The 18,725-nt window shown below is 69.8% G+C and carries 17 protein-coding genes; 8 read left to right on the top strand and 9 right to left on the bottom strand.

Features of this window, described 5'->3' with window-relative positions:
- Positions 1-125 precede the first annotated feature (125 nt).
- Both ACZ5QD_RS03790 and ACZ5QD_RS03785 read left to right on the top strand, forming a co-directional pair.
- Entirely contained in the window at positions 126-1,157 is a 1,032-nt protein-coding gene (locus ACZ5QD_RS03790) for an alpha/beta hydrolase (protein ID WP_039868030.1), read from the top strand.
- Complete coding sequence (locus ACZ5QD_RS03785) at positions 1,154-2,554, top strand: mycothione reductase (protein ID WP_464367119.1); 1,401 nt, start codon at positions 1,154-1,156, stop codon at positions 2,552-2,554. Before ACZ5QD_RS03790 ends, ACZ5QD_RS03785 begins: the two co-directional genes overlap by 4 nt.
- 25 nt (positions 2,555-2,579) lie before the next feature.
- Here ACZ5QD_RS03785 and ACZ5QD_RS03780 read toward each other — a convergent pair whose 3' ends face one another.
- From ACZ5QD_RS03780 to map, 3 genes are read right to left on the bottom strand one after another with little or no spacing between them, the layout of a single operon-like run.
- The gene (locus tag ACZ5QD_RS03780) at positions 2,580-3,407 is read right to left on the bottom strand and encodes an alpha/beta fold hydrolase (protein ID WP_308128703.1); all 828 of its coding nucleotides are present in this window, start codon (positions 3,405-3,407) and stop codon (positions 2,580-2,582) included.
- Complete coding sequence (locus ACZ5QD_RS03775; RefSeq protein WP_222111139.1) at positions 3,376-4,947, bottom strand: cobyric acid synthase; 1,572 nt, start codon at positions 4,945-4,947, stop codon at positions 3,376-3,378. Before ACZ5QD_RS03775 ends, ACZ5QD_RS03780 begins: the two co-directional genes overlap by 32 nt.
- Before the next feature lie 8 nt (positions 4,948-4,955).
- Positions 4,956-5,822 carry a type I methionyl aminopeptidase gene (gene map, locus ACZ5QD_RS03770; RefSeq protein WP_062366811.1) on the bottom strand — a complete coding sequence of 289 codons (867 nt, stop codon included), beginning with the start codon at positions 5,820-5,822 and terminating at the stop codon, positions 4,956-4,958.
- A 127-nt stretch (positions 5,823-5,949) separates the two neighbouring features.
- Between map and ACZ5QD_RS03765 the strand changes: the two genes are divergently transcribed.
- From ACZ5QD_RS03765 to ACZ5QD_RS03755, 3 genes are read left to right on the top strand one after another with little or no spacing between them, the layout of a single operon-like run.
- A complete protein-coding gene (locus ACZ5QD_RS03765; protein WP_082781262.1) occupies positions 5,950-6,951 on the top strand; it encodes an ABC transporter substrate-binding protein in 1,002 nt (333 codons plus the stop codon).
- Positions 6,944-8,101: a FecCD family ABC transporter permease gene (locus tag ACZ5QD_RS03760; protein ID WP_156150468.1), complete on the top strand. Its 1,158-nt coding sequence runs from the start codon at positions 6,944-6,946 to the stop codon at positions 8,099-8,101. The genes ACZ5QD_RS03765 and ACZ5QD_RS03760 overlap by 8 nt, the downstream gene beginning before the upstream one ends.
- Complete coding sequence (locus ACZ5QD_RS03755) at positions 8,095-8,886, top strand: heme ABC transporter ATP-binding protein (RefSeq protein WP_045538423.1); 792 nt, start codon at positions 8,095-8,097, stop codon at positions 8,884-8,886. Before ACZ5QD_RS03760 ends, ACZ5QD_RS03755 begins: the two co-directional genes overlap by 7 nt.
- 8 nt (positions 8,887-8,894) lie before the next feature.
- Here ACZ5QD_RS03755 and ACZ5QD_RS03750 read toward each other — a convergent pair whose 3' ends face one another.
- The 3 genes from ACZ5QD_RS03750 to ispG are packed head-to-tail and all read right to left on the bottom strand — an operon-like array spanning position 8,895 to position 12,821.
- Complete coding sequence (locus tag ACZ5QD_RS03750; RefSeq protein ID WP_082781266.1) at positions 8,895-10,739, bottom strand: penicillin-binding transpeptidase domain-containing protein; 1,845 nt, start codon at positions 10,737-10,739, stop codon at positions 8,895-8,897.
- 35 nt (positions 10,740-10,774) lie between these two features.
- Positions 10,775-11,611 (bottom strand): GNAT family N-acetyltransferase, encoded by an 837-nt coding sequence (locus tag ACZ5QD_RS03745; RefSeq protein WP_006897882.1) that lies wholly within the window; start codon positions 11,609-11,611, stop codon positions 10,775-10,777.
- A 55-nt stretch (positions 11,612-11,666) separates the two neighbouring features.
- Positions 11,667-12,821, bottom strand: coding sequence for a flavodoxin-dependent (E)-4-hydroxy-3-methylbut-2-enyl-diphosphate synthase (ispG, locus tag ACZ5QD_RS03740; RefSeq protein ID WP_006897883.1), 1,155 nt, complete (start codon positions 12,819-12,821; stop codon positions 11,667-11,669).
- A gap of 234 nt (positions 12,822-13,055) precedes the next feature.
- Here ispG and ACZ5QD_RS03735 point away from each other — a divergent pair, with 234 nt between their 5' ends.
- Positions 13,056-14,234, top strand: a complete 1,179-nt coding sequence (locus tag ACZ5QD_RS03735; protein ID WP_062366807.1) for a lactonase family protein — start codon at positions 13,056-13,058, stop codon at positions 14,232-14,234.
- A 50-nt stretch (positions 14,235-14,284) separates the two neighbouring features.
- On the opposite strand, the gene ACZ5QD_RS03730 is transcribed toward ACZ5QD_RS03735, so the two are convergent.
- Positions 14,285-15,493 carry a M50 family metallopeptidase gene (locus ACZ5QD_RS03730; protein ID WP_045538417.1) on the bottom strand — a complete coding sequence of 403 codons (1,209 nt, stop codon included), beginning with the start codon at positions 15,491-15,493 and terminating at the stop codon, positions 14,285-14,287.
- A gap of 89 nt (positions 15,494-15,582) precedes the next feature.
- The gene (gene dxr / locus ACZ5QD_RS03725; RefSeq protein ID WP_062366805.1) at positions 15,583-16,752 is read right to left on the bottom strand and encodes a 1-deoxy-D-xylulose-5-phosphate reductoisomerase; all 1,170 of its coding nucleotides are present in this window, start codon (positions 16,750-16,752) and stop codon (positions 15,583-15,585) included.
- A 65-nt stretch (positions 16,753-16,817) separates the two neighbouring features.
- On the opposite strand from dxr, the gene ACZ5QD_RS03720 reads away from it, so the two are divergent.
- Positions 16,818-17,081, top strand: coding sequence for a DUF2631 domain-containing protein (locus tag ACZ5QD_RS03720; RefSeq protein ID WP_006897887.1), 264 nt, complete (start codon positions 16,818-16,820; stop codon positions 17,079-17,081).
- 92 nt (positions 17,082-17,173) lie between these two features.
- Here the strand turns inward: ACZ5QD_RS03720 and rlmN are convergent, their stop codons facing one another.
- Positions 17,174-18,280, bottom strand: coding sequence for a dual-specificity RNA methyltransferase RlmN (rlmN, locus tag ACZ5QD_RS03715; RefSeq protein ID WP_039868035.1), 1,107 nt, complete (start codon positions 18,278-18,280; stop codon positions 17,174-17,176).
- Between the two features lie 31 nt (positions 18,281-18,311).
- On the opposite strand from rlmN, the gene ACZ5QD_RS03710 reads away from it, so the two are divergent.
- Positions 18,312-18,722: a LapA family protein gene (locus tag ACZ5QD_RS03710; protein ID WP_006897889.1), complete on the top strand. Its 411-nt coding sequence runs from the start codon at positions 18,312-18,314 to the stop codon at positions 18,720-18,722.
- The last annotated feature ends 3 nt before the right edge of the window (positions 18,723-18,725 follow it).

Here is an 18,725-nt window from a genome sequence, read left to right as displayed (position 1 = left end):
CTGTATCGCGGATCATTGTTCACCATCGCGTTGTCTGAGGCAGCATCGGTGCGCGCAAGTGTGGGGTGTGCGACACCGGGTGCCACGCCGACGCCCGATCCGCGCACCGACGGGTGCGGCCTAAGCTGGTCGGCGTGAGCAGCGTGAAAAGCCGGCAATGGCGTCCCGACGAACTCCTCGACCGATACGAAGTGCTGACCATCCCCCTCGGCGACGACCCGGACGGCGAGGGCGCCGTGGAGGCCACCCTGATCCGCCAGGCCGGAGCGGAACCGGCCACCGCCGGGACGGTCCTGTACGTCCACGGCTTCACCGACTACTTCTTCCAGGAGGAGCTGGCCGAGTTCTTCCACGATCGGGGCTACGGTTTCTACGCGCTCGATCTGCGCAAGTGCGGGCGGTCGCTCCTGGACGGGCAGCAACCGCACTTCACCACCGACCTCGAGTTCTACGACCAGGAGCTGAACGCGGCACTCGATGTCGTGACCGAGGAATCCGGGTCCGGCGACGAGCCGGCTCGGGTGATCGTGGTCGCCCACTCCACCGGAGGACTGATCACGCCGCTCTGGCTCGACCGACTCCGGCGCACCGATCCGGACCGGCACCGCCGCATCAAGGGGCTGGTCCTCAACAGCCCCTGGCTGGACTTGCAGGGCGATCCCCTGCTGCGCACCGACGCCGTCAATCTGCTGATCCGCGGAGTCGGCCGAGTTCGGGCCAAAGCCGTGCTGCCGCAGAAACTCTCGGCAGCGTACGGCGAGAGCCTGTCCGCCGACGCCCACGGCGAGTGGACCTACGATCTGCGGCGCAAGCCGCTCGGCGGTTTCCCGGTGACCTTCGGCTGGCTGGCCGCCGTCCGCGCGGGACAGCATCGCCTGCACCGGGGGCTCGACATCGGCGTGCCCGCCCTGGTCCTGCGATCGGACAAGACCCGCTTCACCGGGGCCTACGAGCCTGCGGTCGACACCGCTGACTGCGTGCTCGACGTGAAGCAGATCGCGCAGTGGTCCGGCGTGATCGGCCGTCGCGTGTGGGCGGTGGCCGTGCCCGACGCCCGCCACGACGTCTTCCTTTCTCTGGAGACGCCCCGGCGCATCGCCTACGACGAAGTGCAGAACTGGCTGCACACGATCTTCGGCGAGGGGGCGCGGCGATGAGCGCTCAGCAGGTCGATCTGGCGATCATCGGTTCGGGAAGCGGCAACTCCATCCCGGACGAACGCTTCGACGCGATGAGCATCGCGATCTTCGAGGAGGGCGTCTACGGCGGCACCTGCCTCAACGTCGGGTGCATTCCGACGAAGATGTTCGTCTACGCCGCGGACGTGGCCGACACCGTCCGGTCGGCGGCCCGGTACGGCGTCGAGGCGAGCGTCGAATCGGTCGACTGGCCCGCCATCGTCGACCGGGTCTTCGGCCGCATCGACCCGATCTCGGCCGGCGGCAAGGAGTACCGGGTGGAGCGTTGCGACAACGTCACCGTCTACTCCAGCCACGTCCGCTTCGACGGCCGCGACGACGAGTCGGCCCGATACCGCCTGGTGACCGACGACGGCGACCTGGTGCTGGCCCGCAAGGTCGTCGTCGCCGCGGGCTCGCGGTCGGAGATTCCGGAGGTGATCGCCGATTCGGGCGTTCATCACTACACCAACAGCGACGTGATGCGCCTGCCCGCCCTGCCGAAGCGGATGGCGATCCTCGGCAGCGGATACATCGCCGCCGAGTTCGCCCACGTCTTCTCCGCTCTCGGCGTGGACGTCACCGTCGTCGCCCGCAGCGGACGGCTGCTGCGCCGGCTCGACGACGACGTCAGCGAGCGATTCACCGCGGTGGCCCGCCGGCAGTGGGACGTCCGGCTCGACAGCACGCTCGCGGGTGCGATCGACCTCGGCGACGACGGCGTCCGGCTCTCGTTCACCGACGGCCGGCACGTCGATGCCGACGTCCTGCTCGTCGCGACCGGCCGGACCCCCAACGGCGACCGCCTCGGCCTCGACACGATCGGTGTGGAGCTGCTCGCCGACGGCCGCGTGCCGGTGGACGCACACGGCCGCACACCGGCTCCCGAGGTGTGGGCGCTCGGCGATGTCAGTTCACCGTTCCAGCTCAAGCACGTCGCCAACCACGAGCAGCGTGTGGTCCAGGAGAATCTGCTGCTCGGCTGGCACGCCGACGAGCTGGCCTCGTTCGACCACCGGTACGTGCCGGCCGCGGTCTTCACCCATCCGCAGATCGCCACCGTCGGACTCACCGAGGCGCAGGCCCGCGAAACCGGGCGCGACATCGCCGTCAAGGTGCAGGAGTACGGCGACGTCGCCTACGGCTGGGCGATGGAGGACACGACCGGATTCTGCAAGCTCATCGCCGATCGTCGCAGCGGTGAACTGCTCGGCGCGCATCTGATGGGTCCGCAGGCGTCCACCGTGATCCAGCCCGTCATCCAGGCGATGAGCTTCGGTCTCCGGGTGCCGGACATGGCCCGCGGCCAGTACTGGATCCATCCCGCCATGCCGGAGGTGCTCGAGAACGCACTCCTCGGCCTGGACCTGGAGTGAGGGCGGCGGCGGCCCGAGCGGGTTCTCAGAAGCGCGAGGACCGCAGGGAGATCTCGCTCGCCAGAGCGGCCGCCGCATTCTCGGGAATCCAGTGGTCGACGCCGTGGAGTTCGGAGAAGCGGAAGTCGGAGTAGACGTATCGGCCGCTGAACTCGGCCTGTTCGCGTCCCAGAGCCGCGTCGCCGTCGCTCCACACCATGGTGGTCGGGATCTCGACCGGCGGGCAGGCCAGGGTGGCCGCGACGTCGCCGGTGAAGTTGGCGCGATACCAGTTCAGCGGACCGGTCAGCGCACCCGGCTCGAGGATCGGCGCGAGTTCCTCGCCGGTCACGCCGGCACGCCGGAGCAGGACGCCGTCTCGGGCGCTCAGCCTCTCCTCCGCGCCGTCGGCGATGAAATCCTTGATGTAGGCCGACCGCTCACGCTGATCGCCGCCCGCCGCGAGTGCATCGCGCATCGCGGACGGGTGTCCGGTGCTGACGGCCACCAGGCCGGTGAAGCGGTCGGGATGCTTGGCCGCCAGATGCCAGGCGACGATCCCGCCCCAATCGTGGCCGACGACCATCGAGTACGAGATGTTGAGGTGGTTGAGGATCCCGATGACGTCGCCGACGAGCGTGTCGAGACGGTAGGCGTCGACCTCCTCGGGCCGGGCGCCGGGACTGTAGCCCCGCTGATCGATGCGCAGGGTGCGGAGCCCGGCCTCGTGCACGCGCGGAACCACGTCGTCGTAGCACTGCGAGTTCACCGGGAACCCGTGCAGGAGCACCACCCACGGTCCTCGAGCGGGCCCGCTCTCCTCGACGTCGAAGGTCAGTCCGTCATGCTCTACGGTCAGGTGCGCGGTGTTCACCAAGCCAGGATAGGACGGTGGGCACCGCGGGCGGGCCGCCCTCGATCAACCCGTGGATACTCGGCATGTCGAGGTGCTCGCACACCAGATCGGCCATCAGATCCAGTTGCGACCGGCGCACCTGCGCGACGCACAGCCGCGGATCGGCGGTGAAGGCCGTCCGGCCCGCCCGCCGCGCTATCTCGGCCAGGAAGACGCGGCGGAAGCCGTCGCTCTCCAGCACGCCGTGGCAGTGGGTGCCGTAGACCGCTCCCCTGCGGGCGCCCTCGGGGCCGGTCGCCGCGGAGTCGAGCCAGGGCTGCTCCTCGCTGCGCACCACGACCCCGTGATGGATCTCGTATCCGCGCACCGGCTCACCGGCCGCGTGACCGTCGAAGGTCCGCAGGGTCTTGTCTTCGGCGAACTCGATGTCGACGTCGAGCAGCCCCAGCCCCTCGACGGGCCGGGCGACACCCGACGTCGCTGTGCCGACGGACTCCACCGTGTCGACGATGCTCCGGCACAGCATCTGGAAGCCGCCGCAGACCCCGAGCACCGGCCGGCCGCGCTGCGCACGTTCGATCAGCGCATCGGCCAGACCGGTGGTCCGCAGCCACGCGAGGTCGCTGAGGGTCGCGCGGGTCCCGGGCAGCACCGCCAGATCCGCGGCCCGGACCGCCGACGGGTCGTCGACCCACGTCACGTCGACGTCGGGTTCGCACGCCAGAGCCAGGACATCGGTACTGTTGGAGATGCGGGGCAACCGGATCGCGGCCACCGACAGCCGTTCCCGTCCGGCGCCGCCCACGCCGCGAGGTCCGCCCACGCGGGCGCCGACCGATGCGGCCAGCGAATCCTCGGCATCGAGCCGGAGACCGTCGGCGAACGGGATCACGCCGAAGGTCGGTCGCCCGGTGCGCTCGCGCACCATCTCCAGTCCGGGAGCGAGGATCGCCGGATCGCCGCGGAACTTGTTCACGATGTATCCGGCGACGAGCGCCTGGTCGTCCGCGTCGAGGACCGCCGTGGTGCCGAACAGATGGGCCAGCGATCCGCCGCGGTCGATGTCGGTGACCAGCACCACCGGCATGTTCGCCGCCCGGGCCAATCCCATGTTCGCGATGTCGGTGGCGCGGAGGTTGATCTCCGCGACCGAGCCCGCGCCCTCGCAGATCACCACGTCGAAGTCCCGTCGCAACGACGCGAGTTCGTCGGCGACCACACCCGCCAGCCGGGTACGCCAGAGCTGATAGTCGGCGGCCCCGACCTCGCCGACCGTGCGTCCGCGCACCACCACGTGCGAGCGCCGGTCACCGCCGGGCTTCAGCAGCACCGGGTTGAATCGCGTGTCCGGTTCCAGCCCGCAGGCCTGCGCCTGAAGCGCCTGCGCCCGGCCGATCTCACCGCCGTCGAGGGTGACGGCGGAATTGTTCGACATGTTCTGCGCTTTGAACGGCGCCACCGTGATCCCGTCACGCGCCAGCGCCCGGCACAGTCCGGCGACGATCAGGCTCTTGCCCGCGTCGCTGCTCGTGCCACCGACCAGAAGTGCGCCGCTCACCCCCGAAGTCAGCTCTCGTCGGGCAGCGTCAGGATCTCGGCACCGGTGTCGGTGACGACGAGGGTGTGCTCGAACTGCGCGGTCCACCTGCGGTCGGCGGTCACCACGGTCCAGCCGTCGTCCCACATCTCCCAGTCGAGGCCGCCCAGATTGATCATCGGCTCGATGGTGAAGACCATCCCCGGTTCCAGGACGGTGTCGACGCTCGGCTGGTCGTAGTGCAGCACCACCAGACCGTTGTGAAAGGTCTCACCGATCCCGTGGCCGGTGAAGTCGCGCACCACCGAGTACCCGAAGCGGTTCGCGTACGCCTCGATCACCCGGCCCACCACGTTGAGCGCGCGACCGGGTTTGACGGCCTTGATCGCGCGCTCGGTCGCGATCCTGGTCCGCTCCACCAGATCCCGCGCCTCCGGTGAGACGTCGCCGGCGAGGAACGTCGCATTCGTGTCGCCGTGCACACCGTCGATGTAGGCCGTCACATCGATGTTGACGATGTCGCCGTCCTCGATCACCGTCGAATCGGGGATGCCGTGACAGATCACCTCGTTCAGCGAGGTGCAGCAGGACTTCGGGAATCCCTTGTAGCCCAGCGTCGACGGGTAGGCGCCGTGATCGATCATGTACTCGTGGGCGATCCGGTCGAGTTCGGCTGTCGTGACTCCCGGAGCGACGGCCCGACCCGCCTCGGCCAGGGCGTTGGCCGCGATCCTGCCCGCCACGCGCATCTTCTCGATCGTCTCCGGGGTCTGCACCCACGGTTCGTGGCCCTCGTTCACCGAGTCCTTCCACGCGTACTCGGGACGTTCGATCGAGTCGGGGACGGGCAGCGTCGGAGCCACGACGCCGGGAACCAGTGGTGCGCGAACTGTCATGACGGAAATTCTACGGACGCCTCCGCCGCGGACACCGCTCGGCCGGAATCGCACCGATGTGCGTCGAGGAGGTACCAACCAGTAAGGTGTGCCTAACAGAACTGTGAGCATGACAAGGCGGATTCAGGTGACGGCTCCTACCCGGTCCGCGATGTCGATCGCCCCTGTCTGGGCCCTGCTGCTGGTCGTCGGACTGTTCGTATCCGGATGCACCACCGAGCCCATCGACACCGGCGCGACCGCCACCGCGACCAGCGCGACACTGCGCTCCGGCCCCGCCACCGCGGCGCTCCCGGACGCCGACGTCGTCCCGGTCGACTCCGCCGTGGTGCCGGGCCCCCGCGCCGACCGGATCATCGCGCTCGATCGGAACGGCACGCTGGGCGACATCGTCTTCTCGCTCGGCCTGGGCACGCACGTCGTGGGCCGCGACCGTTCCACCACCTTTCCGTCGGCCTCGCGGCTGCCGTACGTGACCGAGACCGGCCACGCGATCAACCCCGAACGCGTCCTCGCGCAGAATCCGTCCATCGTCCTGGTCACCGACGACGCCACACCCGCGGGTGCGGTCGACCAGATCCGTGCCGCGGGCATCCCGGTGTCGGTCTTCACCGGCCAGCGGTCGGTGGCCGGCAGCCCCGCGCTCATCCGCGATGTGGCCGCCGCGCTCGGCGTACCCGCGCAGGGCGAGAAACTGGTGGCGCGCACCGAGAAGCAGATCGCCGACGCCCGCGCCCTCCTCCCTCGCCCGACCGGCGATCCGACCATCGGCTTTCTGTACATCCGCGGCGAACATCTGATCCTGCTCGCGGGTCCGGGTTCCGGTGCGGACGATCTCATCGAAGCGCTCGGCGGTCGCGACGCCGGCACCAAGGCAGGCCTGACCGCGCCGTTCACGCAAGTCAGCGCCGAATCGATGATCCGGGCCGATCCCGACGTACTGCTCGTGATGACCCAGGGCGCCGACTCGGTCGGCGGCCTCGACAAGGTCCTTCAGCTGCCGGCCGTGGCCGACACCTCCGCCGGGCGCAACCGGCGCATCGTCGAGATGGACGAGACGCAGATCCTCATGTTCGGTCCCGACACCGGTCTGGTCCTCAGCGCGCTGGCGAAGGCGATCTATGTCTGATCTCGCCGACCGCGCCGAGCCGCGGCACAGTGACACCGGACACGGGAACACTGCACCACGGGACCCGCGGTCCGGCAGCGCTCCCGGGTTGCGGTATCGGCTGACGGCCGCGCTGTCGGTCTTCCGCGGCCGCGCACTGTGGGTGATGGCGGCGACGCTCGTCCTGCTCGGCGTGGTGGTCGTCGTCTCCGCGGGCACCGGACAGGTACACATTCCGCCTCTGGAGGTGCTCGGCTCCATCGCGCACCACTGGCACCTCGACATCGGTCCCCTGCCCACGCATCCGCAGGGCGAGAACGCGCTGTGGGTCTCGAGGTTCCCGCGGATCCTGCTCGGGCTGCTGGTCGGGCTCGCTCTCGGCACGGCGGGCTGCCTGCTGCAGGGAGTGCTCGCCAATCCCCTCGCCGAGCCGGGCATCATCGGCGTCTCGTCCGGAGCCGCGGTCGGCGCCTGCCTGATGATCGTGATCGGCGGCACCGGAACCAACGGCTGGGCCGTCGCCGGCGCCGCCGCGCTCTTCGGGCTCCTCACCACGGCCGGCGTCTACGTCTTGAGCATCCGTGACGGTGCGTCGTCGACGATCATGCTGGTCCTGACGGGTATCGCCGTCAATGCCTTCGCGCTCGGGATCATCGCCTATCTGACCTACGTCGCCTCCACCGCAGCCCGCGAGCAGATCGTCTTCTGGCAACTCGGTTCGCTGGCGGGCAACGTCTCGTGGACGCAGGTGAAGATCGTCGCACCGCTCGCCCTCGCCGGCCTCGCGGGCGGAATGGTGCTGGTCAAGAAGCTCGACCTGCTCGCCCTCGGCGAAGTGCAGGCCGCCGCCCTCGGCGTCAACGTGGAGGCCGTGCGACGCCAGGTGATCGTCCTGGTCGCGATGCTCACCGCGGCGGGCGTCGCGTTCACCGGAATCATCATGTTCGTCGGCCTGATCGTCCCGCACGTGATGCGCCTGCTGGTGGGCCCGCGGCACGCGCTGCTGCTTCCGGCGAGCGCACTGGGCGGCGCACTGGTGATCGCCGCCGCCGACCTCGCCGCGCGCACACTCACCGGCGGCGAACTGCCGCTCGGCATGCTCACCTCGCTGATCGGCGGCCCGGTGTTCTTCCTCCTGCTGCGCCGGCGGAATGCGGCGGCACGATGGTGACCGGGCAGACCGCCGTGCACGGCGGAGTCGTCGCCGAGGACGTCACCGTCCGGATCGGCCGCCGGGAGATCGTCCACGGCGTCGACCTGGCCGCGCACCCCGGCGAGATCCTGGCCCTCGTGGGCCCGAACGGATGCGGGAAGTCCACCCTGCTGTCCGCGGTCTCCGGAGTCCGCGCACCGGAGTCCGGGACCGTGCGCATCGGCGACATCGACGTCCACCGGGCCGACTCGCTCACTCTCGCCCGCGCCCGCGCGCTCGTGACGCAGCAGAACCGAGCCGACACACCGTTCACGGTGCGCGAAGTGGTCGAGATGGGCCGATTCCCGTGGACCCGCACCCCGCAGGCGGTGCAGTCGGAGGAACTGATCGACGCCGCGATCGCCGAATGCGGGCTGGAAGATCTACTGAATCGGCCGTTCCCGCAGCTCTCCGGCGGGCAGCAGGCACGGGTCTCGCTGGCCCGTGCGCTGGCGCAGGACACACCGGTCCTGCTGCTCGACGAGCCGACCGCCGCACTCGACATCGGGCACACCGAACAGGTCCTGACGATCCTGTCGCGCCGTGCGGCGGCGGGCGCCACGGTGATCCTCGTGGTGCACGATCTGACGCTCGCGGCCGCCTACGCCGACCGCGTCGCCGTGATGAAGGCCGGACGGCTGCTCGCGACCGGCGCCGTCGACGAGGTGATGACCGCCGACCTGCTGTCGGAGACCTACGATCATCCGGTCCTGATCTGGGACCACCCCGACACCGGCGAACGGATCATCACACCCGCGCGGTGAACCGCAGGCTACGGCCGGTAGCCCGCGGGGATCGCGTCGAGGAAGTCGCGCGTCACATTCACCGAATTGGTGGAGTCGCCGCCGAGCACGATGAGAGTCGCGAACGCGATGTCGCCGCGATAGCCCGCGAACCACGCGTGCGATCCGCCCGCGACCTCCGCCTCGCCCGTCTTGCCGTACACCTCGCCCGATCCGGCGATCGAGGTCGCCGTTCCCTCGGTGACCACCGCGCGCATCATCGGCCGCAGCCGCTGGTACACCTCGTCCGACAGCGCGGCCTGCGGGCCGGTCACCGTCGTCTCGCGTCCGTCGATGAGCTGCGGGACCTGAGCCCTGCCGGTGGCCGCGGCCGCGGCCACGAGCGCCATGCCGAGCGGGCTCGCCAGCACCCGGCCCTGTCCGAAACCGTCTTCGCTGCGGGCCACCAGCCCGGGTTCGACGGGCACCGAGCCGGACTTCACGTCCAGACCGGGCACCCGGTACACCTCTCCCAGCCCCATCGCGGCGGCCGCGTGGGTGAGATCGGTGGGCCCCATCCGGCTGGCCAGGTCGGCGAAGGTGGTGTTGCAGGAGTGGGCGAAGGCGGAGCGCAGCGGCACCGCCCCGAGCGAGAAGCCGTCGTAGTTCGGGATGGAACGCTCACCGATGTGGATCTCGCCGGGACACGGCACGATCGCGTCGGGATCGGTCATCTTGTCGTGGAAGGCCGCCGCGGAGGTGACCATCTTGAAGGTCGAACCCGGCGGGTACAGACCGGAGGTGGCGATGAGGCCGTCACGATCGGCGTCGCGGTTCTGGGCGATCGCGAGGATCTTGCCGGTCGACGCCTGCAACGCCACGAGCATCGCCTGCTTCCCCTGGACGGCGTTCACCGCGCGCTGCGCCGCGTCCTGCACCGACCGCGACAGGGTCAGCAGGACCGCGGGCGCGGGCGTGCCCGACTCGTCGGCGACCACGTCGGCGACCAGTCCGTTGGGGTTGAGCACCGAGACCCGCCACCCGCTGGCCCCGGTGAGGCCGCCGGAGACCTCGTCCTTGACCTTCGCGAGCACCGACGGTGCGAATCCGGGGTCCCGCGGAACCAGAACGGCCTGGTCCTCGGTCACGATTCCGGGCACGGCCAGCCGGTCGCGCAGCCGGTCGAAGTCCGCGGTCTGGATCCGGCCGATCGGCAGCGGATCGCTCCGCGCCGTCGACTTCTCGGCGATCGCCTGCGGGTCGAGTCCGGGGATCAGGGGACCCAGGACGTCCACCAGACGGTGCGCCGAATCGCTGACGCTTCCCCCGGCCGCGGCCTTCGCGGCGTCGAACGACACCCCGACCACGGTGCCGTCGACCATCACCTCCGAACCGTCGGACTCGTTGACGGCCGCCCGCGGCGGACTGGTCTGCGACATCGCCAGCCGCTGGTCGGCGCCGAGCTTGGGATGGATCGCCGACGACTTCCACCGCACCGACCAGCCGGTGTCGCCGCGGCCGAGCGCGATGGTCGCCGAGTACTCCCACGATCTGTCGCCGGCCAGGGTCCAGGTGTAGGTGACGGGCACGTCCGCGACGTCCTGATCGATCCGTACCCGCCCGGCGGTCGCCGACATCGAGTCCGCCGCCAGTCCGGTCCACGTCTGCGCGAGTTGATCGCGAGCCCGGTCCGGATCGGTGGTGACCGCCCCCGCGCCGGAGAAGTCGCGGTCGGCGAACCGGTCGAGGAAGGTCTGAACAGCCGACCGGGGACCGTCGTCCTGCGTCGCACACGCCGTCAGAGTCGCCAGCAGCGCCAGCACCACGACGAGGCACGGCACCGTCGACCGGCTGCGATGAGAGCGACGCACGCGCGCTCGGAGTGTACTGGGCATCGGCCCGATCATAGAGGACGAGCGGGCGGCGGCCGTCAGTCGACCAGGACGGTCGCGAAGGTGCCGACCTGCTGGAATCCGACCCGTTCGTAGGTGTGCCGGGCGGCGGCGTTGAAGCTGTTCACATACAGGCTCGCGATCCGGCCCTGGCGGGCGATCGCCGCGGCCACCGCCGCGGTGCCCACCACGCCGTATCCCCTGCCGCGCCAGTCAGGATCCACCCAGACGCCCTGGATCTGGCCCACCTTGCGGGACATGGAACCGATCTCGGCCTTGAACACCACGCGGTCTCCGTCGAATCGGGCGAATACGCGCCGCGCCGAGATCAGCGCCGCGAGCCGCCTCCGGTACGACCTGCCCTCGTCCCCGGCCCGCGGATCGACGCCGACCTCGCCGATGAACATCTCGACGGCCGCCGGGAAGTAAGCGTCCAGATCGGCCATCGTCACCAGGCGGACCTGCGGATCGGGCGCGATCTCGGGGTAGCCCGTGAGCGCGAGCAGCGGCTGGTCGTCGCGGATCTCCCGCGGGGGACCCCATGCCGCCGCGACGCGGTCCCACAGTCCGAGCACCAGGTCGGCCGATCCCACCACCGACGAGCACAGACGCGGCGACGCCAGTGCGCGGTCGGCGAAGACGTCGAGATCGGTCGCGCCGCCGATCAGCGGCATCAGATTCGCACCCGAGAAGGCGAGTGACTCGCTCGGCTGCGAGGCGGTCCACATCTCGCCTCCGAGGAAGCGGGGCGAGAGCCCGTACGCCTCCACCCGTGCCGCGACCATGCACGACGCCACCGGGTCGAGGTCGAGTGCGCGGGCCACCGCGTCGGCGTCTTTGGCGCCGAGCGGCCGGTCACCGAGGATCCCCAGCACGGCCCACCTCCCTGCTCACTTCAGTTCAGCAGCATCCCGACGTGACAGCGGATCGCTACGTCACGGTCACAACCGGGGCGCCGCTTCCAGTCTCCCCCGACTCCTCGGCGATACGCAGCGCTTCGGTGATCAGAGTCTCGACGATCTGTGCCTCGGGAACGGTCTTGATGACCTCGCCCTTGACGAAGATCTGGCCCTTGCCGTTACCCGACGCGACGCCGAGGTCGGCTTCGCGGGCCTCGCCCGGTCCGTTCACCACGCAGCCCATCACGGCCACGCGGAGCGGGATCTCCATGCCCTCCAGTCCGGCGCTGACCTCGTCGGCCAGTTTGTAGACGTCGACCTGCGCGCGGCCACACGACGGGCACGAGACGATCTCCAGCTTCCGCGGGCGCAGGTTCAGCGACTGCAGGATCGCGTCGCCGACCTTGATCTCCTCGGCCGGAGGCGCCGACAGTGAGACGCGGATCGTGTCGCCGATGCCCTCGCTCAGCAGCGCACCGAAGGCCACGGCCGACTTGATGGTGCCCTGGAACGCCGGTCCGGCCTCGGTGACGCCGAGGTGCAGCGGGTAGTCGCACTGCGCGGCCAGCTGACGGTAGGCCTCGACCATCACCACCGGGTCGTTGTGCTTCACAGAGATCTTGATGTCGCCGAAGCCGTGCTCCTCGAACAGGCTCGCCTCCCACAGGGCCGACTCCACCAGAGCCTCCGGCGTCGCCTTCCCGTACTTCTCCAGCAGTCGCTTGTCGAGGGATCCGGCGTTGACGCCGATCCGGATCGGGATGCCCGCGTCGCCTGCCGCCTTGGCGACCTCCTTGACGCGGCCGTCGAACTCCTTGATGTTCCCCGGATTGACTCGCACGGCGGCGCAGCCGGCGTCGATCGCGGCGAAGATGTACTTCGGCTGGAAATGGATGTCGGCGATCACCGGGATCTGCGACTTGCGCGCGATCACCGGCAACGCGTCCGCGTCCTCCTGGCGGGGGCACGCCACCCGGACCATGTCGCATCCGGAGGCGGTGAGCTGCGCGATCTGCTGCAGCGTGGCGTTCACATCGTGGGTCTTGGTGGTGCACATGGACTGCACGGAGATCGGGAAGTCGCTGCCGACGCCGACGTCGCCGACGTGGATCTGCCGCGTCTTGCGTCTGGGAGCGAGCACCGGCGGCGGTCCGGCGGGAATCCCGAGACCGATCGATTGAGTCATGTTTCCTCTCCTTGGCACCGTGATCGGCGGGCGCGCCGGCGCGGTCACCCCTCGAGTCTACCGACCCCGGCGCCACCGTGCGCACCGCGTCGACCGGGCCGATGTCCAGGGATTTGGACAGTTCAGCGGCCTGCGGACACGGCAGCATCAGTGCTGCAGATCACTGTCTGCGCCCCTGTCCGCACGTCCGAATCACCCGTCCCTGTCCGCCACCTCTGCCGAACGGAACCGCCCATGACGACCACCACCCCGAGAATCACCATCCCGACGCCCCCGCACCGCACCTCCGCGAAGAACGCCGGCCGACAGGCGGCGCTCGTCGCCGGCGCCCTCGCACTGGCGATGACCGCCCAGTCGGCGACGACGCCGGCAGCGGGTGCCGATCCCGCGTCGTCGGGCAGTCCGGAGTATCTGGTCGTCGGCGCGAGCGGCACGCCCGGCGTCACCGTCCTGAAGGCCCAGGGGCCGCGGCTGACGAAGGTGAGCACCGCTCCGACGAAGACCTCGTTCTCCCTCTCCCTCCGGCCGCATCCCAACGGGAAGTGGGTCTACAGCGCCGGGGTGGCCTCGTCGAACATCCAGGCGTGGCACCTCACCTCCGCAGGCCGGCTGGTCCCGTTGGCGGGCGGCGGCATCACCGACGCCGGCGGTCCCGTCACCGGCCTCGGCTTCAGTCCCGACGGCCGCTACCTGGTCGCGACCGTTGGCTCGGTGCGCACCACCCTGGTGACCTACCGGGTCTCGAGCACCGGCGGGTTGACGCCCGTCAGCCGGACCGATCAGCCGAACCCCGTCAGCGCCCTGGGCCATCCGCTCTTCACACCGGACGGCAAGCACGTCTACGTGCCGAGCTTCGTGGCCTGCACCATGGACGCGTACTCGTTCAGCGACTCGGGCAAGCTCACCCACATCGGGACCACTCAGGCCGCGGGGCTGATGCCCGCACTCGGCCAGGTCACGCCCGACGGCAAATACCTGTACATCGGCAACGAGCAGTCGCACAACATCAACGGCTGGCGCATCAACCGGAACGGCACGCTGACGCCCATCGGCGCCCCGTTCGTCGGGCTCGTGCCGCACGGCATGGCGGTGACCTCCGACAGCAGGTACGCCTACGCGCCGATGACGATGGGCATGAATGTGGCCTCGTTCCGGATCGGCCGGAACGGGACGCTCAACACGGTCGCGTCGACGCCGACCGGGCTCACCAGCCCGCCGGCCCGAGTGGTCCTCAGCCAGGACCAGAAGTGGCTCTACGTCATCGACGTCGCCTCGCTGACCGGGCTCACCTCGCACGTGAGCGCCTACCGCCGCCTGTCCGGCGGCCGTCTGGCGAAGTCCGGCACCTCCGCCGACACCGGCCTGGTGTTCACCGACGGCGACACCGCCTTCACCATCCGTCCCTCGGCGTGACGGCGGGCGCCCCGGCCCGGACGCGCTCGGGGCGCCTGGCGGTGACGGCGTCAGAACACCTTGATCGGGTTGACGATGTCGGCTGTCACGGTGAGGATCATGAACCCGCCCATCACGGCCACCACCGCGTAGGTGATCGGCAGCAGCCGGTAGTAGTCGACCGGACCCGCCGCGATCTTGCCGAAGCGGCGGCGCACGGTGTTGCGGATCTTCTCGTAGAGGGCGATCGCCATGTGTCCGCCGTCCAGCGGGAGCAACGGGATCAGGTTGAAGGCGCCCAGGAAGAAGTTCACGCTGAGCAGCAGCCCGAAGAACATGTCCCAGTAACCGTGCTCCACGGCCTGTCCGCCGAGGACCGATGCGCCGACCACGCTGACCGGACTGTCGACGGCGCGCTCGCCGCCGGTGACCGCGTGCCACAGGCCGGTGACCTTGGACGGCAGCGAGATCAGCGCCTTGAAGGTCTCGCTGAAGATGTCGCCGGTGAAGCGCAGCGCGCCGCCCCAGATGCTGCCCGCGCCGTAGTGCTCGACGTAGGCGGTGTCCAGGCCCACGCCGATGGCGCCGACCTGTGCGGGGCGCAGCGCGCCGCCGTCGCCTTCCACCATCCGCTGGACCGGGGTCACCGGCACCGTCAGATCCATCCGGTGGCCGTCGCGCTCCACCGTGAGGGCGACGGTGCCGGCGGACTGCTGGACGCGTTGGATCATGTCGGACCGGTCGGTGACGGTGTGGCCGTCCACAGCGAGCACCTGATCGCCGACCTGCAGTCCGGCTGCCGCAGCCGGGGCCGTTCCCGTGCACGCCACGGGCACTCCCTGCGCATCGGTGGTGGTGGCCACGCACTCCAGCGACTTCACGTACACCGGTTGATCGCCGATGATCGGCAGGCCCCACCCCAGACCCAGCACCACGACGAGCGCGAAGCCGAGGATGAAGTTCTGGACGGGTCCGGCGGCGAGAACCACGAGCCGTTTCCAGGTCGGCTGCGCGTACATCGCGCGTTCGCGTTCCTCGTCGGTCAGATCCTCGTGGGGCGTCATGCCCGCGATGTCGCAGAAGCCGCCGAGGGGCACCGCTTTCACGCCGTACTCGGTCTCCCCGCGCCGGGTTGACCACACCGTGGGACCGAAGCCGACGAAATAGCGGCGCACCTTCATTCCCGTCGCCTGCGCGGCCCACATGTGACCGAGCTCGTGCCAGGCGATCGAGATCAGCAGTGCCAGCGCGAAGAGCGCGACGCCGAGCACCAGACTCACTGATCGTCTCCCTCAGACCCGTGGGAGCACCGGGCCCCGCTTGACTGTGTTCGTGCCGGCCGCGTCCGTGCCGAGTGTGTTCTTCCCGACTACGAGCGCGCCGTGACGTGCTCCGCGGCACGCCGCCGCGCCCACTGGTCGGCGGCCAGCACCTCGTCCAGGGTACCCGGCCGCGATGACCACTGATCGGCGTCGGCCAGCACGTCCGCGATGACGCCGACGATCCGCGGGAAGTCGATGGCGCCGGCGAAGAATCCCTCCGCCGCCACCTCGTTGGCGGCGTTGTACACCGCCGTGAGGCTGCCGCCTGCCTTTCCGGCGCTGCGTGCGAGACGGATCGCCGGGAACACCTCGTCGTCCACCGGCTCGAAGGTCCACGTGGACGCGGTGGTCCAGTCGCACGCCGACGACGAGCCGGGGACGCGGTGGGGCCAGCCGAGGGCCAGTGCGATCGGCAGCTTCATCGACGGCGGCGACGCCTTCGCGATGGTGGCTCCGTCGACGAAGGTCACCATCGAGTGCACGATCGACTGCGGGTGAACGGTGACGTCGATGCGGTCGTAGTCGACGCCGAACAGCAGGTGCGCCTCGATGACTTCGAGGGCCTTGTTGACCAGCGTCGCCGAGTTGAGGGTGATCATCGGACCCATCGACCAGGTGGGATGCCTGCCCGCCTGCTCGGGCGTCACACCGCGCACCTGCTCGGCGGTCCACCCGCGGAACGGCCCCCCGGACGCCGTCAGGACGAGTCGCTCCACCTCGTCCGCGGTGCCGCCGCGCAGGCACTGCGCGATCGCCGAGTGCTCGGAGTCGACCGGCACGATCTGACCCGGCGCCGCGGCGTCGAGCACCAGGGCGCCGCCGGCCACCAGCGACTCCTTGTTCGCCAGTGCGAGCCGCGCCCCCGACTCCAGGGCGGCCAGGCTCGGGCGCAGACCGATCGCTCCGACCACTCCGTTGAGGATCACGTCGGCCTCCACCGACTCGATCAGCCGGACCATGGCGTCGGGTCCGCCGAGCACCGGGCCGCCCAGCCGGTCGCCGAGCACGACGGCGGCGTCGGCGTCGGCGACGGCCACCCGCTGCGGCGCCAGCCCCGTTTCGGCGACCTGCCGCTGGAGCAGTTCGAGGCTCCCCCCGCCGGCCCCGAGGCCGACCACCTGGAACCGGTCCGGGTGCTCGGCGACCACTTCGAGGGCCTGGGTGCCAATGGATCCCGTGGATCCGAGAATCAAAACACGCGTCGTCACACCCGACATTGTCGCGCACGCGGGTCGGGTTATGCTGTAGGCCGGACTACTACCGGTCGTCATAAGGAGTGAACGTGGCAAGCACTGAGGTCGAAACCATCGATACCGGATGGGTTCACGAGCCCGCCGACGCCCCGTCGGCTCGTTTCGGCTGGCACGGTGTGGCCCGCCGCTCGATCGCGATCGCTTCCTTCGTCACCGCGATCATCCTGCTCGGCATGCTCAAGGGTAATCACGTCGGCCACATCGAGGACATCTTCCTCATCGTCATCGCCGTGGCACTGATCGGTTACACCGTCTACGAGATGATTCCGCGCAAGGGCGTCTGGAAGCGCTGACCCGGCTGCGCAGGCACAGTCACCGGAATACCTGAAAGACCCGGACGCCACGTCGTCCGGGTCTTTCTCGTCTCTGTCCGTGTATGACGCGCCTACTTCTCTTCGGCGGCGAGCTGACCGCACGCCGCGGCGATCTCCTGCCCGCGGGTGTCGCGGACCGTGCACGACACCCCGTGTTCGCGCACCCGGCGGACGAACTCGGCCTCCACCGGTTTGGGGCTGGCGTCCCACTCGGATCCGGGCGTCGGATTCAGCGGAATGAGATTCACATGGACGAGCGAACCGAGCGCGGACCGGAGCTTGCGTCCCAGCAGGTCGGCGCGCCACGGCTGATCGTTCACATCCCGGATGAGCGCGTACTCGATCGACACGCGCCGGCCGGTCGTGTCCGCGTAGTAGCGCGCGGCCTCGAGCACCTCGGCGACCGACCACCGGTTGTTGACCGGCACCAGGGTGTCGCGCAGTTCGTCGTCGGGGGTGTGCAGCGACACCGCGAGGGTCACCGACAGCCCCTCGTCGGCCAGGCGGCGGATCGCCGGCGCGAGACCCACCGTCGACACGGTCACCGACCGCGCCGAGATGCCGAAGCCGTCGGGCGCCGGGGACGTGATCTTGCGGACCGCGTCCACCACGCGCCGGTAGTTCGCGAGCGGCTCCCCCATGCCCATGAAGACGATGTTCGACAGCCGGCCCGGCTCTCCGACCTCACCGTCGCGCAGTGCTCGGGCGGCGGCCCGGACCTGGTCGACGATCTCGGCGGTCGACAGGTTCCGGTCGAGTCCGCCCTGACCGGTCGCGCAGAACGGGCACGCCATACCGCACCCGGCCTGTGAGGAGATGCACAGAGTATTCCGCTCGGGATAGCGCATCAGGACCGATTCCAGCAGCGTGCCGTCGTGCAGGCGCCACAGCGTCTTGCGTGTGCTGTCGTCGTCGCAGGAGATGTGCCGGACGGGTGTCATGAGCGTCGGGAAGAGCGTGCGCGCGACATCCTCGCGTGCGCCCGCGGGCAGGTCGGTCATCTCCTGAACGTCGGCGGTGAGCCGGCCGTAATAGTGTTTGGCCAGCTGATTCGCCCGGAACTTGGGCAGCCCGAGCTCGGCGGCCGCCTCGATGCGGCCCTGCTCGTCGAGGTCGGCGAAATGCTTCGGCGGCAGGCCGCGCTTGGGTGCGTCGAAAACGAGGGGCAGAGAGCTCACACCGACCATTGTCTCATGCGACGATAGAGGCATGACCACACCTGATCCGAAGCACGGGGACCGATTCGACGAGACGTCCGGCGGCGCGGAGCCACACGAGGTCGCTCCGGTCGAGGGGTCGCAGCAGTACGGCACCGTCGATCCGGTGAAAGCCGAACGCCGACGGGTGGCCGCTGCGGCCTCCGCCGCATCCGGCACACGTACTCAGGCGACGTACGTCGGATGGGTGCTCGGGGTGCTGGTCACGATCCTGTTGATCGTGTTCATCGTCATGAACCCCGACTCGGTGGAGATCGACCTGATCTTCTTCAAGGCCGACCTGCCACTCGGCGTGAGCCTGCTGATCGCCGCCATCGCGGGCGCCCTGATCACCGCACTGCTCGGCGGCGCGAGGATCTTCCAGCTCAACCGGGCGCTGAAGAAGGCGCGCAAGCACGGGTAGCGC

This window comes from Gordonia sp. J1A (assembly GCF_055393515.1).
This window is presented reverse-complemented; position numbering and strand designations above follow the sequence as displayed.

Bases quoted from the DNA above. Each gene is read 5' to 3' on its own strand.
- ACZ5QD_RS03785 (WP_464367119.1), top strand. From the start codon at position 1,154: ATGAGCGCTCAGCAGGTCGATCTGGCGATCATCGGTTCGGGAAGCGGC.
- map (WP_062366811.1), bottom strand. From the start codon at position 5,822: ATGACAGTTCGCGCACCACTGGTTCCCGGCGTCGTGGCTCCGACGCTG.
- ACZ5QD_RS03760 (WP_156150468.1), top strand. From the start codon at position 6,944: ATGTCTGATCTCGCCGACCGCGCCGAGCCGCGGCACAGTGACACCGGA.
- ACZ5QD_RS03755 (WP_045538423.1), top strand. From the start codon at position 8,095: ATGGTGACCGGGCAGACCGCCGTGCACGGCGGAGTCGTCGCCGAGGAC.
- ACZ5QD_RS03750 (WP_082781266.1), bottom strand. From the start codon at position 10,739: ATGCCCAGTACACTCCGAGCGCGCGTGCGTCGCTCTCATCGCAGCCGG.
- ispG (WP_006897883.1), bottom strand. From the start codon at position 12,821: ATGACTCAATCGATCGGTCTCGGGATTCCCGCCGGACCGCCGCCGGTG.
- ACZ5QD_RS03735 (WP_062366807.1), top strand. From the start codon at position 13,056: ATGACGACCACCACCCCGAGAATCACCATCCCGACGCCCCCGCACCGC.
- dxr (WP_062366805.1), bottom strand. From the start codon at position 16,752: ATGTCGGGTGTGACGACGCGTGTTTTGATTCTCGGATCCACGGGATCC.
- ACZ5QD_RS03710 (WP_006897889.1), top strand. From the start codon at position 18,312: ATGACCACACCTGATCCGAAGCACGGGGACCGATTCGACGAGACGTCC.